This window comes from Variovorax sp. GW821-FHT10B04 (assembly GCF_059415645.1).
This window is the reverse complement of record NZ_JBWKNQ010000018.1, coordinates 25943-45161: the sequence shown is the minus strand read 5'-3', so window position 1 is coordinate 45161 and position 19219 is coordinate 25943. Positions and strand designations below refer to the sequence as shown.

At 67.5% G+C, this 19219-nt stretch carries 19 protein-coding genes; 8 read left to right on the top strand and 11 right to left on the bottom strand.

The window, feature by feature from the left end:
- Window positions 1-21 precede the first annotated feature (21 nt).
- Window positions 22-1212, top strand: a complete 1191-nt coding sequence (locus tag AC07PZ_RS30020; RefSeq protein WP_495298840.1) for a sensor histidine kinase — start codon at window positions 22-24, stop codon at window positions 1210-1212.
- Between the two features lie 36 nt (window positions 1213-1248).
- Here AC07PZ_RS30020 and AC07PZ_RS30015 read toward each other — a convergent pair whose 3' ends face one another.
- The 5 genes from AC07PZ_RS30015 to AC07PZ_RS29995 form a co-directional block, all read right to left on the bottom strand.
- Window positions 1249-2235, bottom strand: coding sequence for a glycosyltransferase (locus AC07PZ_RS30015; protein ID WP_495298839.1), 987 nt, complete (start codon window positions 2233-2235; stop codon window positions 1249-1251).
- Window positions 2213-3541, bottom strand: coding sequence for an O-antigen ligase family protein (locus AC07PZ_RS30010; protein WP_495298838.1), 1329 nt, complete (start codon window positions 3539-3541; stop codon window positions 2213-2215). Before AC07PZ_RS30010 ends, AC07PZ_RS30015 begins: the two co-directional genes overlap by 23 nt.
- Window positions 3538-4317, bottom strand: coding sequence for a glycosyltransferase family 2 protein (locus AC07PZ_RS30005; RefSeq protein WP_495298927.1), 780 nt, complete (start codon window positions 4315-4317; stop codon window positions 3538-3540). Before AC07PZ_RS30005 ends, AC07PZ_RS30010 begins: the two co-directional genes overlap by 4 nt.
- Before the next feature lie 61 nt (window positions 4318-4378).
- On the bottom strand, window positions 4379-4591 hold the full coding sequence (locus AC07PZ_RS30000; protein ID WP_495298837.1) for a zinc-finger domain-containing protein: 213 nt from the start codon (window positions 4589-4591) through the stop codon (window positions 4379-4381).
- 2 nt (window positions 4592-4593) lie between these two features.
- On the bottom strand, window positions 4594-5532 hold the full coding sequence (locus AC07PZ_RS29995) for a branched-chain amino acid transaminase (protein ID WP_495298836.1): 939 nt from the start codon (window positions 5530-5532) through the stop codon (window positions 4594-4596).
- A 132-nt stretch (window positions 5533-5664) separates the two neighbouring features.
- On the opposite strand from AC07PZ_RS29995, the gene AC07PZ_RS29990 reads away from it, so the two are divergent.
- Window positions 5665-6642, top strand: coding sequence for a recombination-associated protein RdgC (locus tag AC07PZ_RS29990; RefSeq protein WP_495298835.1), 978 nt, complete (start codon window positions 5665-5667; stop codon window positions 6640-6642).
- 12 nt (window positions 6643-6654) lie between these two features.
- Here the strand turns inward: AC07PZ_RS29990 and AC07PZ_RS29985 are convergent, their stop codons facing one another.
- Complete coding sequence (locus tag AC07PZ_RS29985) at window positions 6655-7062, bottom strand: glycerate kinase (protein ID WP_495298926.1); 408 nt, start codon at window positions 7060-7062, stop codon at window positions 6655-6657.
- A 16-nt stretch (window positions 7063-7078) separates the two neighbouring features.
- The gene (gene radA, locus AC07PZ_RS29980) at window positions 7079-8470 is read right to left on the bottom strand and encodes a DNA repair protein RadA (RefSeq protein ID WP_495298834.1); all 1392 of its coding nucleotides are present in this window, start codon (window positions 8468-8470) and stop codon (window positions 7079-7081) included.
- Window positions 8471-8584: 114 nt separating this feature from the next.
- On the opposite strand from radA, the gene hpaI reads away from it, so the two are divergent.
- The 4 genes from hpaI (at window position 8585) to AC07PZ_RS29960 (ending at window position 13299) form a co-directional block, all read left to right on the top strand.
- The gene (hpaI, locus tag AC07PZ_RS29975; RefSeq protein WP_495298833.1) at window positions 8585-9409 is read left to right on the top strand and encodes a 4-hydroxy-2-oxoheptanedioate aldolase; all 825 of its coding nucleotides are present in this window, start codon (window positions 8585-8587) and stop codon (window positions 9407-9409) included.
- Window positions 9410-9468: 59 nt separating this feature from the next.
- Window positions 9469-11238 (top strand): dihydroxy-acid dehydratase, encoded by a 1770-nt coding sequence (gene ilvD / locus AC07PZ_RS29970; protein WP_495298832.1) that lies wholly within the window; start codon window positions 9469-9471, stop codon window positions 11236-11238.
- 32 nt (window positions 11239-11270) lie between these two features.
- Window positions 11271-12257: a Bug family tripartite tricarboxylate transporter substrate binding protein gene (locus AC07PZ_RS29965; protein WP_495298831.1), complete on the top strand. Its 987-nt coding sequence runs from the start codon at window positions 11271-11273 to the stop codon at window positions 12255-12257.
- A 64-nt stretch (window positions 12258-12321) separates the two neighbouring features.
- Window positions 12322-13299: a 2-dehydropantoate 2-reductase gene (locus tag AC07PZ_RS29960; protein WP_495298830.1), complete on the top strand. Its 978-nt coding sequence runs from the start codon at window positions 12322-12324 to the stop codon at window positions 13297-13299.
- Between the two features lie 48 nt (window positions 13300-13347).
- Here AC07PZ_RS29960 and alr read toward each other — a convergent pair whose 3' ends face one another.
- Complete coding sequence (alr, locus tag AC07PZ_RS29955) at window positions 13348-14448, bottom strand: alanine racemase (protein WP_495298829.1); 1101 nt, start codon at window positions 14446-14448, stop codon at window positions 13348-13350.
- A gap of 207 nt (window positions 14449-14655) precedes the next feature.
- Between alr and lplT the strand changes: the two genes are divergently transcribed.
- Both lplT and AC07PZ_RS29945 read left to right on the top strand, forming a co-directional pair.
- Window positions 14656-15960, top strand: coding sequence for a lysophospholipid transporter LplT (gene lplT, locus AC07PZ_RS29950; protein WP_495298828.1), 1305 nt, complete (start codon window positions 14656-14658; stop codon window positions 15958-15960).
- Window positions 15961-16017: 57 nt separating this feature from the next.
- Window positions 16018-16509 carry a glutathione peroxidase gene (locus AC07PZ_RS29945; RefSeq protein ID WP_495298827.1) on the top strand — a complete coding sequence of 164 codons (492 nt, stop codon included), beginning with the start codon at window positions 16018-16020 and terminating at the stop codon, window positions 16507-16509.
- Here AC07PZ_RS29945 and AC07PZ_RS29940 read toward each other — a convergent pair.
- From AC07PZ_RS29940 to glcF, 3 genes are all read right to left on the bottom strand, one after another.
- Window positions 16439-17269: a winged helix-turn-helix domain-containing protein gene (locus tag AC07PZ_RS29940; protein WP_495298826.1), complete on the bottom strand. Its 831-nt coding sequence runs from the start codon at window positions 17267-17269 to the stop codon at window positions 16439-16441. The genes AC07PZ_RS29945 and AC07PZ_RS29940 overlap by 71 nt on opposite strands.
- A gap of 140 nt (window positions 17270-17409) precedes the next feature.
- A complete protein-coding gene (locus AC07PZ_RS29935; protein ID WP_495298825.1) occupies window positions 17410-17856 on the bottom strand; it encodes a carboxypeptidase regulatory-like domain-containing protein in 447 nt (148 codons plus the stop codon).
- A gap of 106 nt (window positions 17857-17962) precedes the next feature.
- Window positions 17963-19204 carry a glycolate oxidase subunit GlcF gene (gene glcF, locus AC07PZ_RS29930; protein WP_495298824.1) on the bottom strand — a complete coding sequence of 414 codons (1242 nt, stop codon included), beginning with the start codon at window positions 19202-19204 and terminating at the stop codon, window positions 17963-17965.
- Between the last annotated feature and the right edge of the window lie 15 nt (window positions 19205-19219).

The window sequence follows — 19219 nt, the reverse complement described above, 5'->3', positions numbered from 1 at the left end:
GACGCACCCCGAGGCTCGCCCATGATCGGACTCTTCACACGGCATCTGTATGTGCGCATCTGGGTGGCGGTGCTGCTGGGCGTGGCGGCGCTGACCTTTGCGGCGGGGTTCGCCTGGCGCGTCGCGGTGGAGAACGAGCGCTCGCAGCCGGTGCCGCGCGACGTGACGCTGACCGACCCGAACGGCCAGTCGCTCGGCACCGGCACCGCCATGCGCGTGGGCCGGCCGGGCGAAGGACTGCGCTTCGACATCACGCTCGACAGCGGACAGCGCGTGACCATGCAGTTCGGGCCGCGCGAACGCGAGGATCGCGGCGGCGGCCCACCGCCCTGGTCGCGTCCGCAGACCGGCTACCTCTGGATGCTCGGCATCGTCGGACTGGCGGTCGCGGTCGCGCTGTTCCCGATCGTGCGGCGCCTCACGCAGCGGCTGGAGGCGTTGCAGCGCGGCGTGCAGCGCTGGGGCGACGGCGATCTGTCGGCCCGCGTGCCGGAAGAAGGTCAGGATGAAGTGGCCGACCTGTCGCGCCGCTTCAACGCCGCCGCAGGCCGCATCGAGACGCTGGTGCGCTCGCACAAGTCGCTGCTGGCCAATGCATCGCACGAGCTGCGCTCGCCGCTGACGCGCATCCGCATGGGGCTGGAGCTGATGGGCGACCAGCCGAACCCGAGCGCGCGGCGCGAGATCTCGCGCAACATCAGCGAGCTGGACCAGCTGATCGACGAGATCCTGCTGGCGAGCCGGCTCGATGTGAGCGAGGTGGACGTCGGCACGGTCGAGACGGTCGACCTGACCGGCCTGGCCGCCGAGGAATGCGCGCGGATGGACGCCGAACTCGACCTGGCCGAGGGGACGCACAGCGACAGCCTGGCCGTGCAAGGGGTTCCGCGGCTGCTGCGCCGCGCGATCCGCAACCTGCTGGAGAACGCGCGGCGCTACGGCGCGGGCGAGATCAGCGTGCAGCTCGAGACGATCGGGAGCTGGGCACGCATCCGGGTGAACGACCACGGCCCGGGTGTGCCGGAAGCGCTGCGCGAGCGGATCTTCGAACCCTTCTACCGGCTCCCCGGCGCCAGCGAGCGGGACGGCGGCGTGGGGCTGGGACTGGCGCTGGTGAAATCGATCGTCGGACGGCACGGCGGCCGCCTGCGCTGCGAGGGCCGCCCGGACAACCAGCCCGGCGCCAGCTTCGTCATCGAACTGCCTCGGTAGCCCGGTAGCCCCGGTCGTGGGGGCCGCCCCCGGCGATCAGCCGTGCCAGTCGAGCGAGCGGGCCTTGCCCTGGATGATGGGTGCCACGTCGTTCACGCGCTCGCCGGCCAGCACGCGTTCGTAGTACCGCAGGTAGGCGCGCGTCATGGCCTCCGCGCTGAAGTTCTGCATCACGTGCGATTGGCAGGCACGCATGTCGAAGCTCCGGGTGCGAATGGCCTCGACCAGTTCGGACGCACGGTTCGACAACACGCCGCAATGCTCGGGCACCAGTTCGGGCAGCGCACCATAGGGTGTGGCGAACACGGGGCAGCCGAAGTACATGCTCTCGATGATCGCCAGGCCGAAGGGCTCGTGCCAGCGCACCGGAAACACCATGCCACGCGAGGCGTTCAGCAGTTCGGCTTTCTGCTGGCCGCCGACCATTCCATGGAAGTGGATGCGGCGCGACAGGGTCAGCCGGATGCTGCGGCGGAAATTGAAGCGGTCGCCGCCCAGCACATCGAGCTCCACGCCCGCACGCTTGGCGATGTTGATCGCGCCCTTCACGTTCTTCACCCGCCATGCGGCCTTGCCGAGAAAGTGGAAGTGCGTGCGCGTGCGCTGGAAATCCACCGGTCCGTAGGCCGACCAGTCGAGCCCGTTGTGCACGAACTGCGTCGAGCCGTAGCGCTGCGCGTGGTCGCGTGAAACGAAAACGGTGTTGAGCGGCAGCGGCTTGGCCTTGTGGCCATTGCCGTGCTCGGTGAAGAGATAGGGCTTGCCGAGCGCGTCTTCGGACTCCAGTCTCGGATTGAACTGGAAATGGACGACGTCGATGTCTTGCGGCACCTGTTCACGCCAGGGCCGATCGGGCTGGATCGGCAGCAGCCGGGCGAAGTCGCAGCGCGAACCTTCGGGGACCAGGTAGCTGACCTGGTGCCCCATCTGCACCAAGGTCTTGCCGAGGTCCCAGATCACGCGCTCCGTGCCGCCATAGGCATACACGGGAATGACGGAGTTATTGACCAGCAGGACGTGCATCGATGGAGATTCCCTGAGAGGTGGTGGGCATCGTGCGCGCTTGTCGTTGTTCTTTTTCGTGGCCACGCAGGCAGGCGTAGAGCAGCATGGTCAGGAAAAGATAATTGATATTCCCGCTATTGTGCGCAGTGAAAACCTGCGTCAGGCCGAACCCGATGGTGCAGATCGGTATCAGCAATCCGGCCATGCGCAGACCCAGCGCCACGCGATCGATGCCGCCGTCCGCGCCCTGCCGGACGCGCGCAGCGCTCGGCCAGAACAGGAAGACCGGCACCCCATAGAAGAACAGAAGCACGAGCACGCCGGGGACGCCATGCTTGACGAAGATATCGAGGACTTCGTTGTGGGCGTGGGCGTACTCCAGCACGCTGCTGTTGGCGAGCCCGGTTTCGACACGCCGCTTCTTTTCCATTTCATAGCCGTAGCGGCCCCATCCCGTCAGCGGCTTCTCGACGCCCATCTGCCAGGCGAGCCGCCAGTGGTACAGCCGCTGGCCGACCGAGGTGACGGTGCTGTCGCCTTTGTTGAACAGCGCGATCTCATGCTGGGCTTCGTCGATGCGCTCATCGAACTTGCGGACCTGCGCCGCCACCATGATGACGATGCCCGCCAGGCTGAGCACGCCGACGACGATCATGGCGCGTCGCGGCAGGTAGCGCGCCAGCAGGATGGCCATGACGGGCAGGACGATCAACAGCGCCAGCCAGCCGCCGCGCGATTGCGACATCAGACAGCCGAGCACGCCGAGAGCCGCACCGGCCACCAGCAGCAGATGGAGCGACAACCGCATGCAGGCGGGCCGCGCCGCCAGGAACACCAGGCAGATCAATCCGAAAAGCAGGCTCAGGTCGCCGTACTGAATGGCGTTGGTGTAGCCCGTGGCACGCGGCATGTCCTGCACGACGCATTGGTAGATCCCGGTCAGCCCGCTGCCGATGCCACCCAAAGCGAAGCCGAACCACAGCGCCCGGATCCTGGGCGCATAGGCGTGCAAAAAGAACAGGCAGGGCAACGCCAGCAGATACTTGAGCGGCTTCTCGTACGCGCCGGGCCCGAAATGGCCTGGCTCCGCGTCGATCCACCAGAGCAGGCCCATCAGCGCGATCGACAGCGCCAGCCAGCCCGTCAAGTCCAGGGGCCGCAGTCTTCTGGACCAGAACGGTATGGACAGGAGCGACGCCAGCAACAGCAGGCTCACGCCCCACGAATAACCGGACGGCACCCAGAGGCCGATGCCCGGAACCAGGAATGCACATGCCGTCGCAACCCGCACGCACCAGGGTTGCACCTTCGCCGAAAAACTCATCGCCCCACGCTTTCAGTCAGTTCCGCACGGTCGTAATACAGGGCGGCGTAGCGGAAGAAACTCTCCAGCGCCACGAAATAGCAATAAAGGAAACCGGCACCGCCGCAGAGAAAGCCGAGCCGGAAAATGTAGAGACGGAGGAACATCGACGTGGCGGCGGCCAGACCGCGCAGCACGCCGCCGCGCTTGCCGAGCGCCGCACGCTTGGCCGCGCCGAGCATCGCGTACTGGGTGAGCTTCTCGAGGCTGGCGCGCACCGTGGTGCGCGAATGGTGCAACAGCGGGGCACGCAGTACGTGACGCGGCGCGCCGGGCTCGGTCAGCACCGCCTCTTCGTGCACCACGCCCTTGTATTCGATCAGCATGTCGCGCCTGAAGAGGCGTTCGATGGTCGACGTCGCGCGGTAATGGGTCAGTGGATGGCCGAAAGCCACCATGCGCCACCGGATCTTCCAGACGGCACGCGCACCGGACTGCACGACGGCGCGCAGCTCGGCCTGGAATTCCGGCGTCATGACTTCGTCTGCGTCCAGGAAGAACACATAGTCGCCGCTGACATGCGCGAGCAGGCGGTTGCGCTGGACGGCAAAGCCTTGCCAGTCGGGATAGCCGAAGACCTGCGCGCCCTCTTCACGCGCGATGGCAACGGTGTCGTCGGTACTTCCGCTGTCGACCACGATGACTTCATCGGCGAAAGCGGCGCTGCGCAGGCATTCGCGAATGCCATGCGCCTCGTTCCTGGTCAGGACGGCGACCGAGAGCCGCGGCGTGGCCATGGGCGCTAGGCGCTCGGGGCTGTGATCGGAACTGACGGCGGCGGGTGATGCGTCGGCAGCCTCAGTGGCCGCCATGCACGGTCTCGCCGGCCTTCAGGCGGTACACCGTACCGCAATAGGGGCACTTGGCCTCGCCGGTGTGGGCGACGTCGAGATAGACCTTGGGATGGGTGTTCCAGAGCTTCATGTCCGCCTTCGGGCTCGGGCAGTACACGCCGCCTTGGGGATTCAGATCCTTGGCGAGCAATTCGATAGCGGCTTGGGGGGAGGCCATGTTCAGACTTTCGTGAGCCAGTGAGCGTACTTGGGATTCTTGCCGTTGACGATGTCGAAGAACGCGCTCTGGATCTTCTCCGTGACGGGGCCGCGCGAACCGATGCCGATCTCGACCCGGTCGAGTTCGCGGATCGGCGTGACTTCGGCGGCGGTGCCGGTGAAGAAGGCTTCGTCGGCGATGTAGATCTCGTCGCGCGTGATGCGCTTCTGCACCAGCTCGATGCCGAGGTCCTTGCAGATGTGCAGGATCGTGTTGCGCGTGATGCCGTTGAGCGCGCCGGCCGACAGGTCGGGCGTGTAGACCACGCCGTCCTTCACGACGAACACGTTCTCGCCGGCGCCTTCGGAGACGAAGCCGCTCGCGTCGAGCAGCAGCGCCTCGTCGTAACCGTCGTCCAGCGCCTCCATGTTGGCGAGGATCGAATTGCTGTAGTTGCTGACCGCCTTGGCCTGCGTCATCGTGATGTTCACGTGGTGGCGCGTGTAGCTGGAGGTCTTCACGCGGATGCCGCGCTTCATGCCTTCCTCGCCGAGGTAGGCGCCCCAGGCCCAGGCCGCGACCATCGCGTGGATGGTGTTGCCGCGCGGGCTCACGCCCAGTTTTTCGGAGCCGATCCAGACCAGCGGGCGCAGGTAGCAGCTTTCCAGGTTGTTTTCGCGCACCACCTGCTTTTGCGCGTCGTTCACCTGTTCCTTGGTGAACGGGATCTTCATGCGGAGGATCTTGGCGCTGTTGAACAGGCGGTCGGTGTGCTCTTCGAGGCGGAAGATCGCCGTGCCGTCGACGGTCTTGTAGGCGCGTACACCTTCGAAGACGCCGCAGCCGTAGTGCAAGGTGTGGGTCAGCACATGGATCTTGGCGTCGCGCCAGTCGACCAGCTGGCCGTCCATCCAGATCTTGCCGTCACGATCTTCCAGCGAAGGGGGGAGCACGCTCATGTTCTTTGTCCTTTGGGGAGGCGGGGATATCGGGGGAGGCTGTCGCAAAAGCTTGCGATTTTACGGCGGCGCGCAGAGCGTGGCCGGCCGACAATGGCGGGCTTTGCCATCCCCTGTCCGTAAAGGTTTGCTGTGTCCGTATTCAAGAACGTCATCGTCTATCGCATCGAAGCACCGTGGTCGCCGTCGCTGACCGATGCGGAGGAAGGGGTCGGCAAGATGCGCTACGTTCCGTGCTCCCCGTCGCAGGAGAAATCCATCGGCTGGATCGAGCCGCGTGGCCAGGAGAACGGCCCGCTGGTCGAATCCATCGGCGGCCAGTGGCTGCTCGAATTCATGATCGAGACCAAGGCGCTGCCGGGCTCGGTGGTGCGCCGCAAGGTCGACGAGCGCTGCGCGCAGATCGAGGCGACCACCGGCCGCAAGCCGGGCAAGAAGGAAAAGCGCGACCTGAAGGAAGACATCACGCACGAATTGCTGCCGATGGCCTTCGCACGCTACGCGCGCATCGCGGTCTGGATCGACCCGTCGGAACGCCGGCTGGTGATCAATGCGAGCAATGCGGCGCGCGCCGACGAGGTCGTGACGAGCCTGGTGCAGTCGCTCGAAGGCTTCGCCGTCACGCAGATCAACACGCAGATCGAACCCGCCAGCGCCATGTCCGAGTGGCTGTCGAGCCAGGAGCCGCCGGCCGGCTTCACGATCGACCGCGAATGCGAGCTCAAGGCCACGGACGAATCGAAGTCGGTGGTGCGCTACGCCAAGCATCCGCTGGACATCGAGGAAGTGCGCCAGCACATCGCGTCCGGCAAGCGCCCGACGCGGCTCGCGATGACCTGGGACGACCGCGTGTCCTTCGAGCTCAGCGAGTCGATGCAGATCCGCAAGATCGTGTTTCTCGAAGGCACGGCCGACGCCGCGCCCGGCGGCAAGAAAGAGGACAACTTCGACGCCGACGCCGCGATCGCCACCGGCGAGCTCGGCCAGCTGGTGCCCGCGCTGCTGGAAGCGCTCGGCGGTGAAGCGGCGTTCAGCGCCGCGCTGCCTGATGCGCCTGTGGCTGCGGCCAGCGCTCCCGCAACCGCGCTGCCCGAAGACGCCCCGTTCTGAATTGCTGCCGCGCTATTCGGTGACCGGAGGTCTGGTCATTTCCCAGCTTTCGAGCTTGCCGCCGACAAAAACGGCATCGACGTAGGAGCCACCACCATCGGTCCAGCGGTAGAGCTCCGGCTGTTCGTCCTTCGGCGACCGCAGCTCGCCGAGCGCACGCGTCATGGCCATCACGTGCAGCAGCGTCGAACCCTTCTTGAGCTTGGCGTTGAGCATCACCGCGCTCGCGACGTAGCCGATCGGCCGGTCGGCCGCGCGCTTGAGCGTCTGCATCGTGCGGTTGAAGTGCATCAGCAGGAACATCACGATCGCGCCGGCGGCCAGCGCGACGCCGCCCCAGCCGTAGCCGCGATAAGCGAAACCGAGCAGCACCAGACCGCCGATCGGCACCAGGAATTTCTGAAATTGCATGGCGCGGATTGTCGTCGCGACGCCGTCAGTCCAGCCGGCGGACGATGTCGAGAGCTTCTTCCACCCGATCCACGGCATGGATCGTCAGTCCCTCGATCTCCTTGGCGCCCTTCTTCGGCGCATTCGCCTTCGGCACGATGGCCACGCTGAATCCCAGCTTGGCCGCCTCGCGCATGCGTTCCTGCCCCCGCGGCGCGGGACGCACTTCGCCCGCGAGGCCGACCTCGCCGAACGCGATGAAGCCCTTGGGCAACGGCTTGCCGCGCAGGCTGGAGGTGATCGCGAGCATCACGGCCAGGTCGGCCGCCGGTTCGCTGATGCGCACGCCGCCGACCGCGTTGACGAACACGTCCTGGTCCATGCAGGCCACGCCGGCATGGCGGTGCAGCACGGCCAGCAGCATCGCCAGCCGGTCGCGGTCCAGGCCGACCGACAGCCGCCGCGGGCTCGGCCCGCCGTTGTCGACCAGCGCCTGGATCTCGACCAGCATCGGCCGCGTGCCTTCGAGCGTGACCATCACCACGCTGCCCGGCACCGGCTCGGTGTGCTGGCTCAGGAAGATCGCGCTCGGGTTGGCGACGCCTTTCAGGCCGCGCTCGGTCATCGCGAACACGCCGATCTCGTTGACCGCGCCGAAACGGTTCTTGATGGCACGCACCAGCCGGAAGCTCGAATGCGTGTCGCCTTCGAAATACAGCACGGTGTCGACCATGTGCTCCAGCACGCGCGGGCCGGCCAGTGCGCCTTCCTTGGTCACGTGGCCGACCAGCACGATCGCCGTGCCCGACGCCTTGGCGAAGCGCGTGAGGTGCGCCGCGCATTCGCGCACCTGCGCGACCGAGCCGGGCGCCGAGGTCAGCTGGTCCGAATAGACGGTCTGGATCGAGTCGATCACCGCGATCGCCGGGCGATGCGCGTCGAGCGTGGCGATGATCTTCTCCAGCTGGATCTCCGCCAGCACCTGCACCTGCGAGTGGTCGAGCCCGAGCCGGCGCGAGCGCAGCGCAACCTGCGACCCGCTCTCCTCGCCGGTGACGTAGAGCGCGTTCTGCCCGGCGCGCTGCAAGGCGTCGACCGCCTGCAGCAGCAGCGTGGACTTGCCGATGCCCGGGTCGCCGCCGATCAGCGTGACGCCGCCGGGCACGATGCCGCCACCGAGCACGCGGTCCAGCTCGTCGATGCCGGTCGAGGTGCGGTCGACGTCGGTCGCCTCGATCTCCGACAGCACGGCGATGTCACCGGTCCCCGCGAGCGCGGCGAAGGGGGCGCTGAAGCGGTTGTTGGCGGCGCCGGCGGCAGGCGCGGCGACCTGCTCGACGAGCGTGTTCCAGGCGCCGCAGCTCGGGCATTTACCGAGCCACTTGGCGCTCGTGCCGCCGCATTCGGAGCAGACGTAGTTGGTTTTTTCCTTGGCCATCGGGCGAGTGTAGGCAGCGCGGCGCGCCCGGCATGCGCACGGCCAAGGGAAAACCCGGGCGCCGACCGAATGCACGCGACAGGAAGCGCGCACCACCGCATTCAATAATCGATCATGCACACCCCTCTCAACACCTTCAAGCAGGCGATGCAGGCCGGACGGCCGCAGATCGGCCTCTGGGTCGGCCTGGCCGACGGCTACGTCACGGAGCTGCTCGCGGGCACCGGCTACGACTGGCTCCTGATCGATGGCGAGCATGCGCCGAACGACGTCCGGTCGGTCCTGCCGCAGTTGCAGGCCGTCGCCAGCGCGGCGTCGGCGCTGCCCGACGGCGCTGCGCGGCCGCACCCGATCGCCCGCGTGCCGGTCGGCGAAACGGCGCTCATCAAGCAGTACCTGGACATCGGCGCGCAGACCATCCTGGTGCCGATGGTCGACACCGCCGCGCAGGCCGCGCAGCTGGTGCAGGCGATGCGCTATCCGCCCGAGGGCATCCGCGGCATGGGGTCGGCGCTCGCGCGCGCGTCGCGCTGGCAGGCCTACCCGGACTACATCCACGAGGCGAACGCGCAGGCCTGCCTGCTGGTGCAGGCGGAAACGGTGGAAGCGATGGCCAACCTCGACGCGATCGCGGCCACGCCGGGCGTCGATGGCGTGTTCATCGGGCCGGCCGACCTGTCGGCGTCGATGGGCTTTCCGGGCCGACCGGGCCATCCCGACGTGCAGGCGGCGATCGCCGACGGCATCGCGCGCATCCGCCGGGCCGGCAAGGCGCCCGGCATCCTGTCGACCACGGAAGAGCAGGCGCGCAAATGGCTCGCGGCCGGTGCGCTGTTCGTGGCGGTCGGCGTCGACACGATGCTGCTCGATGCCGGCGCACGCCAGCTGCTGGCGCGCTTCAAGACCGGCACCGGCGGCGCATCGGCGAACGGCTACTGAGCGTTCGCCCGTTCCGGGACTTCCCCGGACTTTCCCCGGAATCAGAAAAAAGAGACGACATGACCGACCCCACGAAGAAAACCGGCGAAGCGCCGGCCGATGCAGCAGCGCCCACGCCGCCCGCCTTCCGCTCCGCCCTCATCCGCACCGGCACGATCCGCGCGACCACTCGCAGCTTCCTGCACGCGCTGGGCCAGGACGACGAGGACATCGAACGCCCGCACGTCGGCGTGTTCCACACCGGCGGCGAGATGAGCCCCTGCAACCTGAACCTGCGCGAGCAGGCCCAGCACGCGAAGACCGGCATCTACGCGGGCGGCGGCACGCCGCACGAATGCCCGGTGGTGTCGGTCAGCGACGGCCTGACCATGGCGCATTCGGGCATGCGCTTCTCGCTGATCTCGCGCGAACTGATCGCCGACAGCGTCGAGGCTTCCACGCGCGGCCACCAGTGGGACGGCATCTTCGCGATCGGCGCCTGCGACAAGAACCTGCCGGGCTTGATGATGGGCATGGTGCGCTGCAACGTGCCGAGCGTCTTCGTGCACGGCGGCTCGGCGCTGCCGGGCCAGATGCCCGGCCCGGACGGGCGCGACCTGAACGTGGTCGACACCTACGAAACCATCGGCCAGGTGCTGGCCGGCACCGCGACGGCGGAAGACCTGGAGGCCATGAGCCGCGCCTGCCTGCCGACGGCCGGCGCCTGCGCGGGCCAGTTCACGGCCAACACGATGGGCATGGTGTCGGAAGCGCTGGGCCTGGCGCCGATCGGCTCCAGCATGGTGCCCGCGGTGTTCAGCGAACGCGCGCCGCTGATGCGCCGCGCCGCGCGGCAACTGATGAAGGCCGTGCTGGGCGACGGCCCGTTGCCGCGCGACGTCGTCACGCGCAAGGCGCTGGAAAACGCCTGCGCCGTGGTGTCGGCCACCGGCGGATCGACCAACGCCGCGCTGCACATACCGGCGATCGCGCACGAGGCCGGCATCAAGTTCCACCTCGACGACGTGGCCGAGGTGTTCGCGCGGACGCCGCTGATCGCCGACCTGCGCCCCGGCGGCCGGTACCTGGCGCGCGACGTGTTCTACATCGGCGGCGCGGGCGTGATCCTGCGCACGCTGCTCGAGCAGGGCTATCTGCACGGCGACGCGCTGACCTTCACCGGCCGCACGCTGGCCGAGGAAGTGGCCGACGCACCGGCGCCCGACGGCCGCGTGGTGCGCGAGGCCGGCAATCCGATCACGCCGGACGGCGGGCTCGCCGTGCTCAAGGGCAATCTGTGCCCGGACGGTGCGCTGCTCAAGACGGCCGGCCTCAAGACGCTGGTGCACCGCGGCCCGGCGCGCGTGTTCGACTCGGAAGAAGAAGCGCAGACGGCTGTGCAGAACCAGCGCTACCTGCCGGGCGACGTGATCGTGATCCGCAATGAAGGCCCCAAGGGCAGTCCCGGCATGCGCGAGATGCTCGGCATCACCGCCCTGCTCTACGGCCAGGGCATGGGCGACAAGGTCGCGCTGCTGACCGACGGCCGCTTCTCGGGCGCGACGCGCGGCCTGTGCATCGGCTATGCGGGCCCGGAAGCCGCCGACGGCGGGCCGATCGCGGCGCTGCGCGACGGCGACGTGATCGCGATCGATGCACGCGCGTCGGCGCGCAGCATCACGGTCGAACTCGCGGCCGACGAAATCGCACGCCGGCTGGCCGGACGTGAGGTAAACGCGGGGATGCGAATGGGCGGCCTGCTGGAAAAATACGCGCTCACCGTGCGCCCGGGACACCAGGGCGCCGTGACCCATTCAGGCGCCGTCACCTGGCTGCGCGACGCTTCCTGAAACCAACAAGACAGATCCAACGGAGACAAGACATGAACTTCACACGACGCCATCTGCTGCAGACCACGGGCGCCTCGGCACTGCTCGCGAGCATCGGCCAGCAGGTCTTTGCCCAGACCATCGAGACCACGCGGATCATCACCGGCTTCGCGGCCGGCGGCACGTCCGACAACATCTGCCGCCGCCTGGCCACCAAGCTGGGCCCGGGCTTCGCGAACACGGCCGTGGTGGAAAACCGCACCGGCGCGGGCGGCCAGATCGCAGTCAATTACGTCAAGAGCCAACCCGCCGACGGCACCACGATCCTGCAGACGCCGACCTCGATCCTCACGATCTATCCGCACATCTACAAGAAGCTGCCGTACGACTTCGCGACCGACCTCGCACCGGTGTCGCTGGGCTGCGTCTTCGACTTCGGCTTCGCGGTCGGCCCGTCGGTGCCGGCCAGCGTGAAGAACGTGCCCGACTTCCTCGCCTGGGCCAAGGCCAACCCGAGCGGCGCGAACTTCGGCTCGCCGGCCGCGGGCTCGACGCCGCACTTCATCGGCGCACTGCTCGGCAAGGGCGCCGACGTGGAACTCAAGCACGCGGCCTACCGCGGCACGCAGCCGGCGATGCTCGACCTGCTGGGCGGCAACATCTCGGCGGTGTCCGGCCCGATCGGCGACATCACGCAGCATCTGCCCACCGGCAAGGTGCGCATCCTCGGCGTCTCGGGTGCGACGCGCAGCCGCTTCGCGCCGGACGTGCCGACCTTCGAGGAACAAGGCATCAAGGACATGGCGCACAGCGAATGGTTCGCCTTCTTCCTGCCGGTCAAGGCGTCGCCGGAACTGGTGGCGCGGCTCAACACCGCCATGCGCACGGCGCTGGCATCGAAGGACGTGGTCGACGGCCTGGCGACCTTCGGGCTCGAAGCGATGTCGTCGACACCCACCGAGCTGATGGACCTGCTCAAGAAGGACACGGCCAAGTGGGCGCCGATCGTCAAGCGGGTCGGCTTCACCGCGGAAGCATGACGCCGGCGGTGCCTCGGCCACCTTGCGGTGCCGGCGAGGCCCGCGCTCTGGCACCATCGGACGCATGAAAACCTGTATCTACGGCGCCGGCGCGATCGGCGGATGGATCGGTGTGGCGCTCGCGCAAGCGGGCTGCCGCATCAATGTCGTGGCACGCGGCGCCACGCTCGACACACTGCAGCGGGACGGCCTCGGCCTGATGCGCGGCGACCAGCGCACGCGCGTGCCCGTGAACGCACAGGCCGATCCGGCGGCGCTGGGCGTGCAGGACCTGGTGGTGATCGCGGTCAAGGCGCCCGCGCTCGCCGGCGTGGCCGAGCGCATCGCACCCCTGGTCGGGCCCGACACGATCGTGCTCACCGCGATGAACGGCGTGCCCTGGTGGTTTCTGGAAGGTGGTTTCGGCGGCCCACTGGCCGGCTCGCGGCTGGCGGCCGTGGACCCGGACGGCGCGATCGCACGCGCCATTCCGGCCGACCGCGTGATCGGCGGCGTGGTGCACGCGAGCTGCTCGCTCGACGCACCGGGCGTGGTGCGTCATCACTTCGGCAACGGCCTGATCCTGGGCGAACCGTCCGGTGGCGCCACGCCGCGTGTCGAGGAGCTCGCCGCCCTGCTGGTGCGCGGCGGGATCGAGGCCCGCGTGTCGCCGCAGATCCAGAAGGACGTCTGGTACAAGCTCTGGGGCAACATGACGGTCAACCCGATCAGCGCGCTGACCGGCGCGACCACGGACCTGATCATGAACGACGACCTGGTGCGCGGCTTCATCTCGGCCGTGATGCTGGAGGCGAAGGACATCGGCGCGCGCATCGGCATACCGATCGCGGAGAGCCCGGAAGATCGCCACGCAGTCACGCGCAGGCTCGGCGCCTTCAAGACCTCGATGCTGCAGGACGTGGAGGCGAGCCGGCCGGTCGAGCTCGACGCACTGGTGTCGGTGGTGCGCGAACTCGGCCAGCTGACCGGGACGCCGACGCCCTTCACCGATGCGCTGCTGGGGCTTGCGCGGCTCAAGCTGAGCCAGATCAGGCTGTACTGACCGCGGACGACGGCTGCGGTCAGTCCGCAGATCGTCGCCCGGACGATTTCAGCCCGCGTCGGCTTCGACCGCGACCGGCACCCGCGGTGCGACCGCGCACATCAATTCGTAGCCGACCGTGCCCGCGGCCTGCGCGACCTCGTCGATCGGCAGCACGGCGCCGTTGCCGGCGCGTCCCCACAACGTGACGGCGCTGCCGAAGCCGGCGCCCGGCACCGGCGTCAGGTCGACCGTGATCATGTCCATGCTGACGCGGCCGACGACACGGGTGCGCACGCCGTTCACCAGCACGGGTGTGCCGGTGCCGGCGTGGCGCGGGTAGCCGTCCGCATAGCCGATCGCGGCAATGCCGATGGTCAGCGGCGCCTCGGCCACGAAACTGGAGCCATAACCCACGGTGTCACCCGCCTTCAGCGTCTGCACGCCGATCAGCTTCGTCGTGAGCGACATGGCCGGCTGCAACTGCCAGTGCGCCGCGTCGTTCTCTGGAAAGTCGGGCGCGCCGCCGTACAGCGCAATGCCCGGACGCACCCAGTCGGCGCGCGTCTGCGCGGTGTGGCGCAGCAAGGCGGCGCTGTTGGCGATGCTGCGCTCGCCCGGCAGGTCCTGCGTCACCCGCTCGAAGGTGGCGAGCGCGTCGGCGACACCGCGGGGCCCGTCGGCATCGCTGAAATGCGTCATCAGCGAAATCTCGTCGACCTGCGGCAGCGCGTTGAGGCGCGTCCACGCGGCGCGAAAGCGTTCCGGCGTGAAGCCGAGCCGGTTCATGCCCGAATTCATCTTCAGGAACACGCGTTGCGGCACCTGCGTCTTGTGCGCCGCGAGCATGTCGATCTGGGCATCGCCATGCACGACGTGCCAGAGATCGAGACGCGAGCAGAGTTCGAGGTCGCGCGCCTCGAACACGCCTTCGAGCAGCAGCACCGGGCCGCGCCAGCCGAGGGCGCGGACGCGCGCGGCCTCGGCCAGATCGAGCAGCGCAAAACCGTCGGCCGCCCGCAGGCCGTCGAAGACGCGCTCGATGCCATGGCCGTAGGCGTTCGCCTTGACGACGGCCCAGACGCGCGCGTCGACGGCGGCGCGGCGCGCGCGGTCGAGGTTGTGGCGCAACGCGCCCGGATGGATGGTGGCAAGGATGGGGCGTGGCACAACGAAGCGATTTGGTGGTCGGGCGGCGTCCACATGAAACAACATGTCAGGGAAATGCCACCCCATCAAGGCATTTTGACATTTCACCCCATGCTATAACCGCGCTTTCGCCCTCGACAGCGCGTCGCGCATCCCCAAAAAGGGCGAAGCCATATTTTCACCGCCCCACCCACGTCGCCAGCTCCCAACTGGCCAGCCAGCCCATCGATGAAGCGCGGTTTCTTCACCATCATGTCGGCCCAGTTCTTTTCGTCGCTGGCCGACAACGCGCTTTTCGTGGCGGCGGTCGAACTGATGCGATCTTCCGGCTCGCCGGAATGGCAGCGCGCAGCACTGGTCCCGATCTTCACGCTGTTCTACGTGGCACTTGCGCCGCTGGTCGGTGCCTTCGCCGACGCCTTGCCCAAGGGCAAGGTGATGTTCATCAGCAACGCGATCAAGGTCGTGGGCTGCCTGATGATGCTGTTCGGCTCCCATCCGCTGGTTGCCTACGCCATCGTCGGGCTGGGCGCCGCGGCCTATTCGCCAGCGAAATACGGGATCCTGACCGAGCTGCTGCCGGCGTCGCAATTGGTCAAGGCGAACGGCTGGATCGAGGGCCTGACGATCGCCTCGATCATCCTGGGCATCGTGCTGGGCGGGACGCTGGTGAGCCATGCGGTGGCCAGCCAGCTGTTGGCCTTCGATTTCCCGCTGATCGACACCGGCGTCGACACTCCGCCCGCGGCGGCGATCTCGATGCTGATCTTCGTCTACATCGCGGCCGCCTGGTTCAACACGCGCATCCCGCATACCGGCGTGGAAATGCGGCCGTTGCGCGCGAACCCGGCGCATGGCTTCGTTCGCAACATGGCCGCGCTGTTGCCGGACTTCTGGCATTGCAATTCGCGGCTCTGGCGCGACAAGCTCGGGCAGATCTCTCTCGCGACCACCACCCTGTTCTGGGGTGCCGGTGGCAACCTGAAATACATCGTGCTGGCCTGGGCCTCGCTCGCACTGGGCTACAACACGGCGCAGGCCTCGTCGCTGACCGGCGTGGTGGCGATCGGCACGGCCATCGGCGCGATCGTCGCGTCGGTGCGCATGCGGCTGGACATGGCCACCCGCGTGATCCCGCTGGGCATCGGCATGGGCCTGCTCGTGATCGGCATGAACTTCATCGGCAATCTCTGGCTGGCCGTGCCTTTCCTGATCGTGCTGGGCGGGTTCGGTGGTTTCCTGGTGGTGCCGATGAATGCGCTGCTGCAGCACCGCGGCCACAACCTGATGGGCGCCGGCCGTTCGATCGCAGTCCAGAATTTCAACGAGCAGGCCTGCATCCTGGTGCTCGGTGCGTTCTACAGCGCCTGCACCGGCCTGGGTCTGTCGGCGTATTCGGCCATCACGGCGTTCGGCGTCGTCGTCGCGGGCTTCATGTGGATCATCAAGCGGTGGCACGAGAACAACCTGCGCAAGTATCCGGAAGAAGTCGAACACCTGCTGGCCATTGCGCGCAGCGACAAGCATCATTGAACCTGGCACAGCCTGGAAGAATGTGCCGCTCATGCCGACACACCGAAGGACACGACCATGGCCGACACCAGCATCTATGACTTCGACGCCGTCAGCATCGACGGCAAACCGATCTCTCTGGCGGACTATCGCGGTCGGGTGCTGCTGATCGTCAACACGGCAAGCAAGTGCGGCTTCACGCCGCAGTTCGAAGGGCTGGAAGCCCTGAATGCAAAGTACGCGAAGGACGGCCTCGCGGTGATCGGATTCCCCTCGAATCAATTCGGGTCGCAGGACCCGGGCAGCAACGCGGAGATCGGTGCTTTCTGCACCCGCAACTACGGCGTCAGCTTCCTGATGACCGAGAAGATCGATGTCAAGGGGCCGAATGCCGCGCCGCTGTACGAGTGGCTGACGCGTGAGAAACCGGGGCTGCTCGGCAGCAAGGCGATCAAGTGGAACTTCACCAAGTTCCTGATCGGCCGCGACGGACGGGTGCTCAGGCGCTTCGCACCACTGGATTCGCCGGCATCGCTGTCGAAGGATATCGAGACCGCCCTGGCAGCGTGAAGCCCATGGCCTCCTGCGTACGAGGCGACACCAGCCGATAGCCGACGCCCGACGCCGAACGAAGCGACCAGCCATCCACGCGCTGCAGGTCGAGCTTTCGGCGCAACCGGGAAACCTGGGTGTCCAATGCGCGCGAGCCGTCATCGAAATGCTCCCATAGCGTGCTGTAGAGCCGTTCCCGCGAAAGGGTTCGGTCGAGGTTGCGGAAGAATTCCATTGCCAGGTCGAACTCCAGCGGTGGGAGCTTCAGCGTGCGGCCGCCGAACTGGACGATGCCGGCGCTGGCTTCGAAGCGATAGGGGCCCCACTGGAGCTCCGGATCCATCAGGTCGAAGCCCTGGCGACGCATGGCCTGACGCAGCAATCCGTAATAGCTGCTGAAGCTCGAGGGACGAACGATCACGCTTTCGCGGATGCCTGTGCAGATGGCGCGCATCTGCAGGGTTCGGCTCTTGCCCGCCACCACGAGCAGCGCGGTCTGCTCGCCGAACACGGCCCGGGCGCATGCCAGCATCGCCACAGCGGCCTCCGCGCTGGCGGGACAGCTGATCACGGCGAGGTCGTAGGCCGGCGCAGGCGATGTGTCGGCCGCATCCGGCCATCGCAGATCGTCGACGATCACCGGAATATGACCCAGCCGGTGGATGGCTCTGCGCGCCAGTTCGCGCGAACGCATCACGGGGTCGAACAACGCCACGCGGCGCGGTGCGCCCTGGGCTCTCCAATCATGTCCACGCCAGCCCAGTACACCTGCGCTCATCATGGTTTGCACTCCTATTGCTTGGGCATCGGAGACGCGTTGTGCGTCACTCTCATGGCCGCGACTTCCCCCTAGACCGGCCGAATGTTCTCAGTCGACCGAGGAAGGCGGCACAATTAGTGACAATTGATCAGAATTATCTAGAAGCGGAAATCCAAGGTTTTCGATGCGCCGTCCACCGCGGCATTCTGGGTCTTGGTGACACCGTTGCTGGTTGCCTGAACGGTGTAGCGGCCGGCCGGAACATCGATCAGGCAGACCGGTCCGTCCGCGCGCAGCGCCACCGCCGAATTGCCTGTGGCGTCCTTGATGACCACATCGACGTCGGCCAGATAACCACCGTCGGGGCGCGCGAACAGCAGCGACAGCGGATGCTGCTTCATCGCGGCGCGCATCGCACCGGATTCGTCCGAACCGATGCCACCGCAGACGAAACGGCCGACACCCTGGCTCTTCATGGCGGGTATCGCGTCCTGTGCCTGGGCGGACCAGGGCATGAGCACGCTGGCGGCAAGCGCCAATGCGCCTGCCGCGCGTGCGGCATGGCGAAACGCGGGTGACGTGGAAAACGTGGAAGTGGATGGCATCGGTGGCTCCTGAATCGTTCAACAGGCGCCGACTGTGGCCGTGGTGCACGGCCCGCCGCGTCGGATGGCGGCGCCGGTCCGCGTGCGATCAGAGCCGATCCGTCGCTCAGGCCGGCGTCAGAGCTTCGTCGAGCAGTTCGACCCAATGCTTCACCGGCGTCTCGCTGCCGCTCTGCAGATGCGTGATGCAACCGATGTTGGCGGAGACGATGGCGCGCGGCTGCAGCTGGTTCAGGTGGCCGAGCTTGCGGTCGCGCAGCGGATAGGCGATCTCGGGCTGCAGCACGGAATACGTGCCGGCCGAGCCACAGCACAGGTGCGATTCGCTGCGTGCGATCTGCACGTCGAAGCCGAGCGCGCGCATGTGCGTCTCGACGCCGCCGCGCAGTTTCTGCCCGTGCTGGAGCGTGCACGGCGGGTGATAGGCCACGACGCCGGCGCCGCGCGCCGCTTCGGCACGCAACCGGCCGCGCAGCGCGGGGACGAGGTCCGGCAGCAATTCGCTCAGGTCCCGCGTGAGCTCGCTGATGCGGCGCGCCTTCGGCGCATAGGCGGCATCGTCCTGGAGGATGTGGCCGTATTCGCGCACGGTGACACCGCAGCCGGAGGCATTCATGACGATCGCCTCGACCTCGTTCTTTTCCACCGCAGGCCACCAGGCGTCGATGTTGGCGCGCATCTGCGCGCGGCCTCCGTCCTGGTCGTTCAGATGGAACCTGACCGCGCCGCAGCAGCCGGCCTCGGCCGCGATGACGGTCTGGATGCCGGCCGCATCGAGCACGCGTGCGGTCGCGCTGTTGATGTTGGGCATCATCGAAGGCTGCACGCAGCCGGCGAGCATCAGCACCTTGCGCGCATGGGTGCGGTTCGGCCAGGCGCCGGCGTCCTGCTTCGGCGGCACCTTGGCCTGCAGCTTTTTCGGCAGCAGGCCGCGCACCGACTGGCCCAGCTTCATCGCCGGGCCGAACAACGGCGACGGCAGCGCCTCCTTGAGCAGCCACCGCGTGGCGGACTCGAGCGCGGGCCGAGGCACCTTCTCGTCGACGATCTTGCGGCCGATGTCGACCAGATGCCCATATTGCACGCCGCTCGGGCAGGTGCTCTCGCAGTTGCGGCAGGTCAGGCAGCGGTCGAGGTGCAGCTGCGTCGCGCGGGTCGGTTCCTTGCCTTCGAGCACCTGCTTGATCAGGTAGATGCGGCCACGGGGACCGTCGAGCTCGTCGCCCAGCAACTGGTAGGTCGGGCAGGTCGCGGTGCAGAAGCCGCAGTGCACGCATTTGCGCAGGATCGCCTCGGCCTCCTGGCCATCGGCTGTGCCCTGGAATTCAGGGGCGAGTTCGGTTTGCATGGTGGGTTCTTTTTA

Coding starts and splice junctions, on each gene's coding strand:
- ilvD (WP_495298832.1), top strand. CDS start 9,469: ATGACCGACCCCACGAAGAAAACCGGCGAAGCGCCGGCCGATGCAGCA.
- radA (WP_495298834.1), bottom strand. CDS start 8,470: ATGGCCAAGGAAAAAACCAACTACGTCTGCTCCGAATGCGGCGGCACG.
- AC07PZ_RS29945 (WP_495298827.1), top strand. CDS start 16,018: ATGGCCGACACCAGCATCTATGACTTCGACGCCGTCAGCATCGACGGC.
- AC07PZ_RS30000 (WP_495298837.1), bottom strand. CDS start 4,591: ATGGCCTCCCCCCAAGCCGCTATCGAATTGCTCGCCAAGGATCTGAAT.
- AC07PZ_RS29960 (WP_495298830.1), top strand. CDS start 12,322: ATGAAAACCTGTATCTACGGCGCCGGCGCGATCGGCGGATGGATCGGT.
- AC07PZ_RS29995 (WP_495298836.1), bottom strand. CDS start 5,532: ATGAGCGTGCTCCCCCCTTCGCTGGAAGATCGTGACGGCAAGATCTGG.
- AC07PZ_RS30010 (WP_495298838.1), bottom strand. CDS start 3,541: ATGAGTTTTTCGGCGAAGGTGCAACCCTGGTGCGTGCGGGTTGCGACG.
- AC07PZ_RS29965 (WP_495298831.1), top strand. CDS start 11,271: ATGAACTTCACACGACGCCATCTGCTGCAGACCACGGGCGCCTCGGCA.
- AC07PZ_RS30005 (WP_495298927.1), bottom strand. CDS start 4,317: ATGGCCACGCCGCGGCTCTCGGTCGCCGTCCTGACCAGGAACGAGGCG.
- lplT (WP_495298828.1), top strand. CDS start 14,656: ATGAAGCGCGGTTTCTTCACCATCATGTCGGCCCAGTTCTTTTCGTCG.
- AC07PZ_RS29935 (WP_495298825.1), bottom strand. CDS start 17,856: ATGCCATCCACTTCCACGTTTTCCACGTCACCCGCGTTTCGCCATGCC.
- AC07PZ_RS29940 (WP_495298826.1), bottom strand. CDS start 17,269: ATGAGCGCAGGTGTACTGGGCTGGCGTGGACATGATTGGAGAGCCCAG.
- AC07PZ_RS30020 (WP_495298840.1), top strand. CDS start 22: ATGATCGGACTCTTCACACGGCATCTGTATGTGCGCATCTGGGTGGCG.
- hpaI (WP_495298833.1), top strand. CDS start 8,585: ATGCACACCCCTCTCAACACCTTCAAGCAGGCGATGCAGGCCGGACGG.
- AC07PZ_RS30015 (WP_495298839.1), bottom strand. CDS start 2,235: ATGCACGTCCTGCTGGTCAATAACTCCGTCATTCCCGTGTATGCCTAT.
- glcF (WP_495298824.1), bottom strand. CDS start 19,204: ATGCAAACCGAACTCGCCCCTGAATTCCAGGGCACAGCCGATGGCCAG.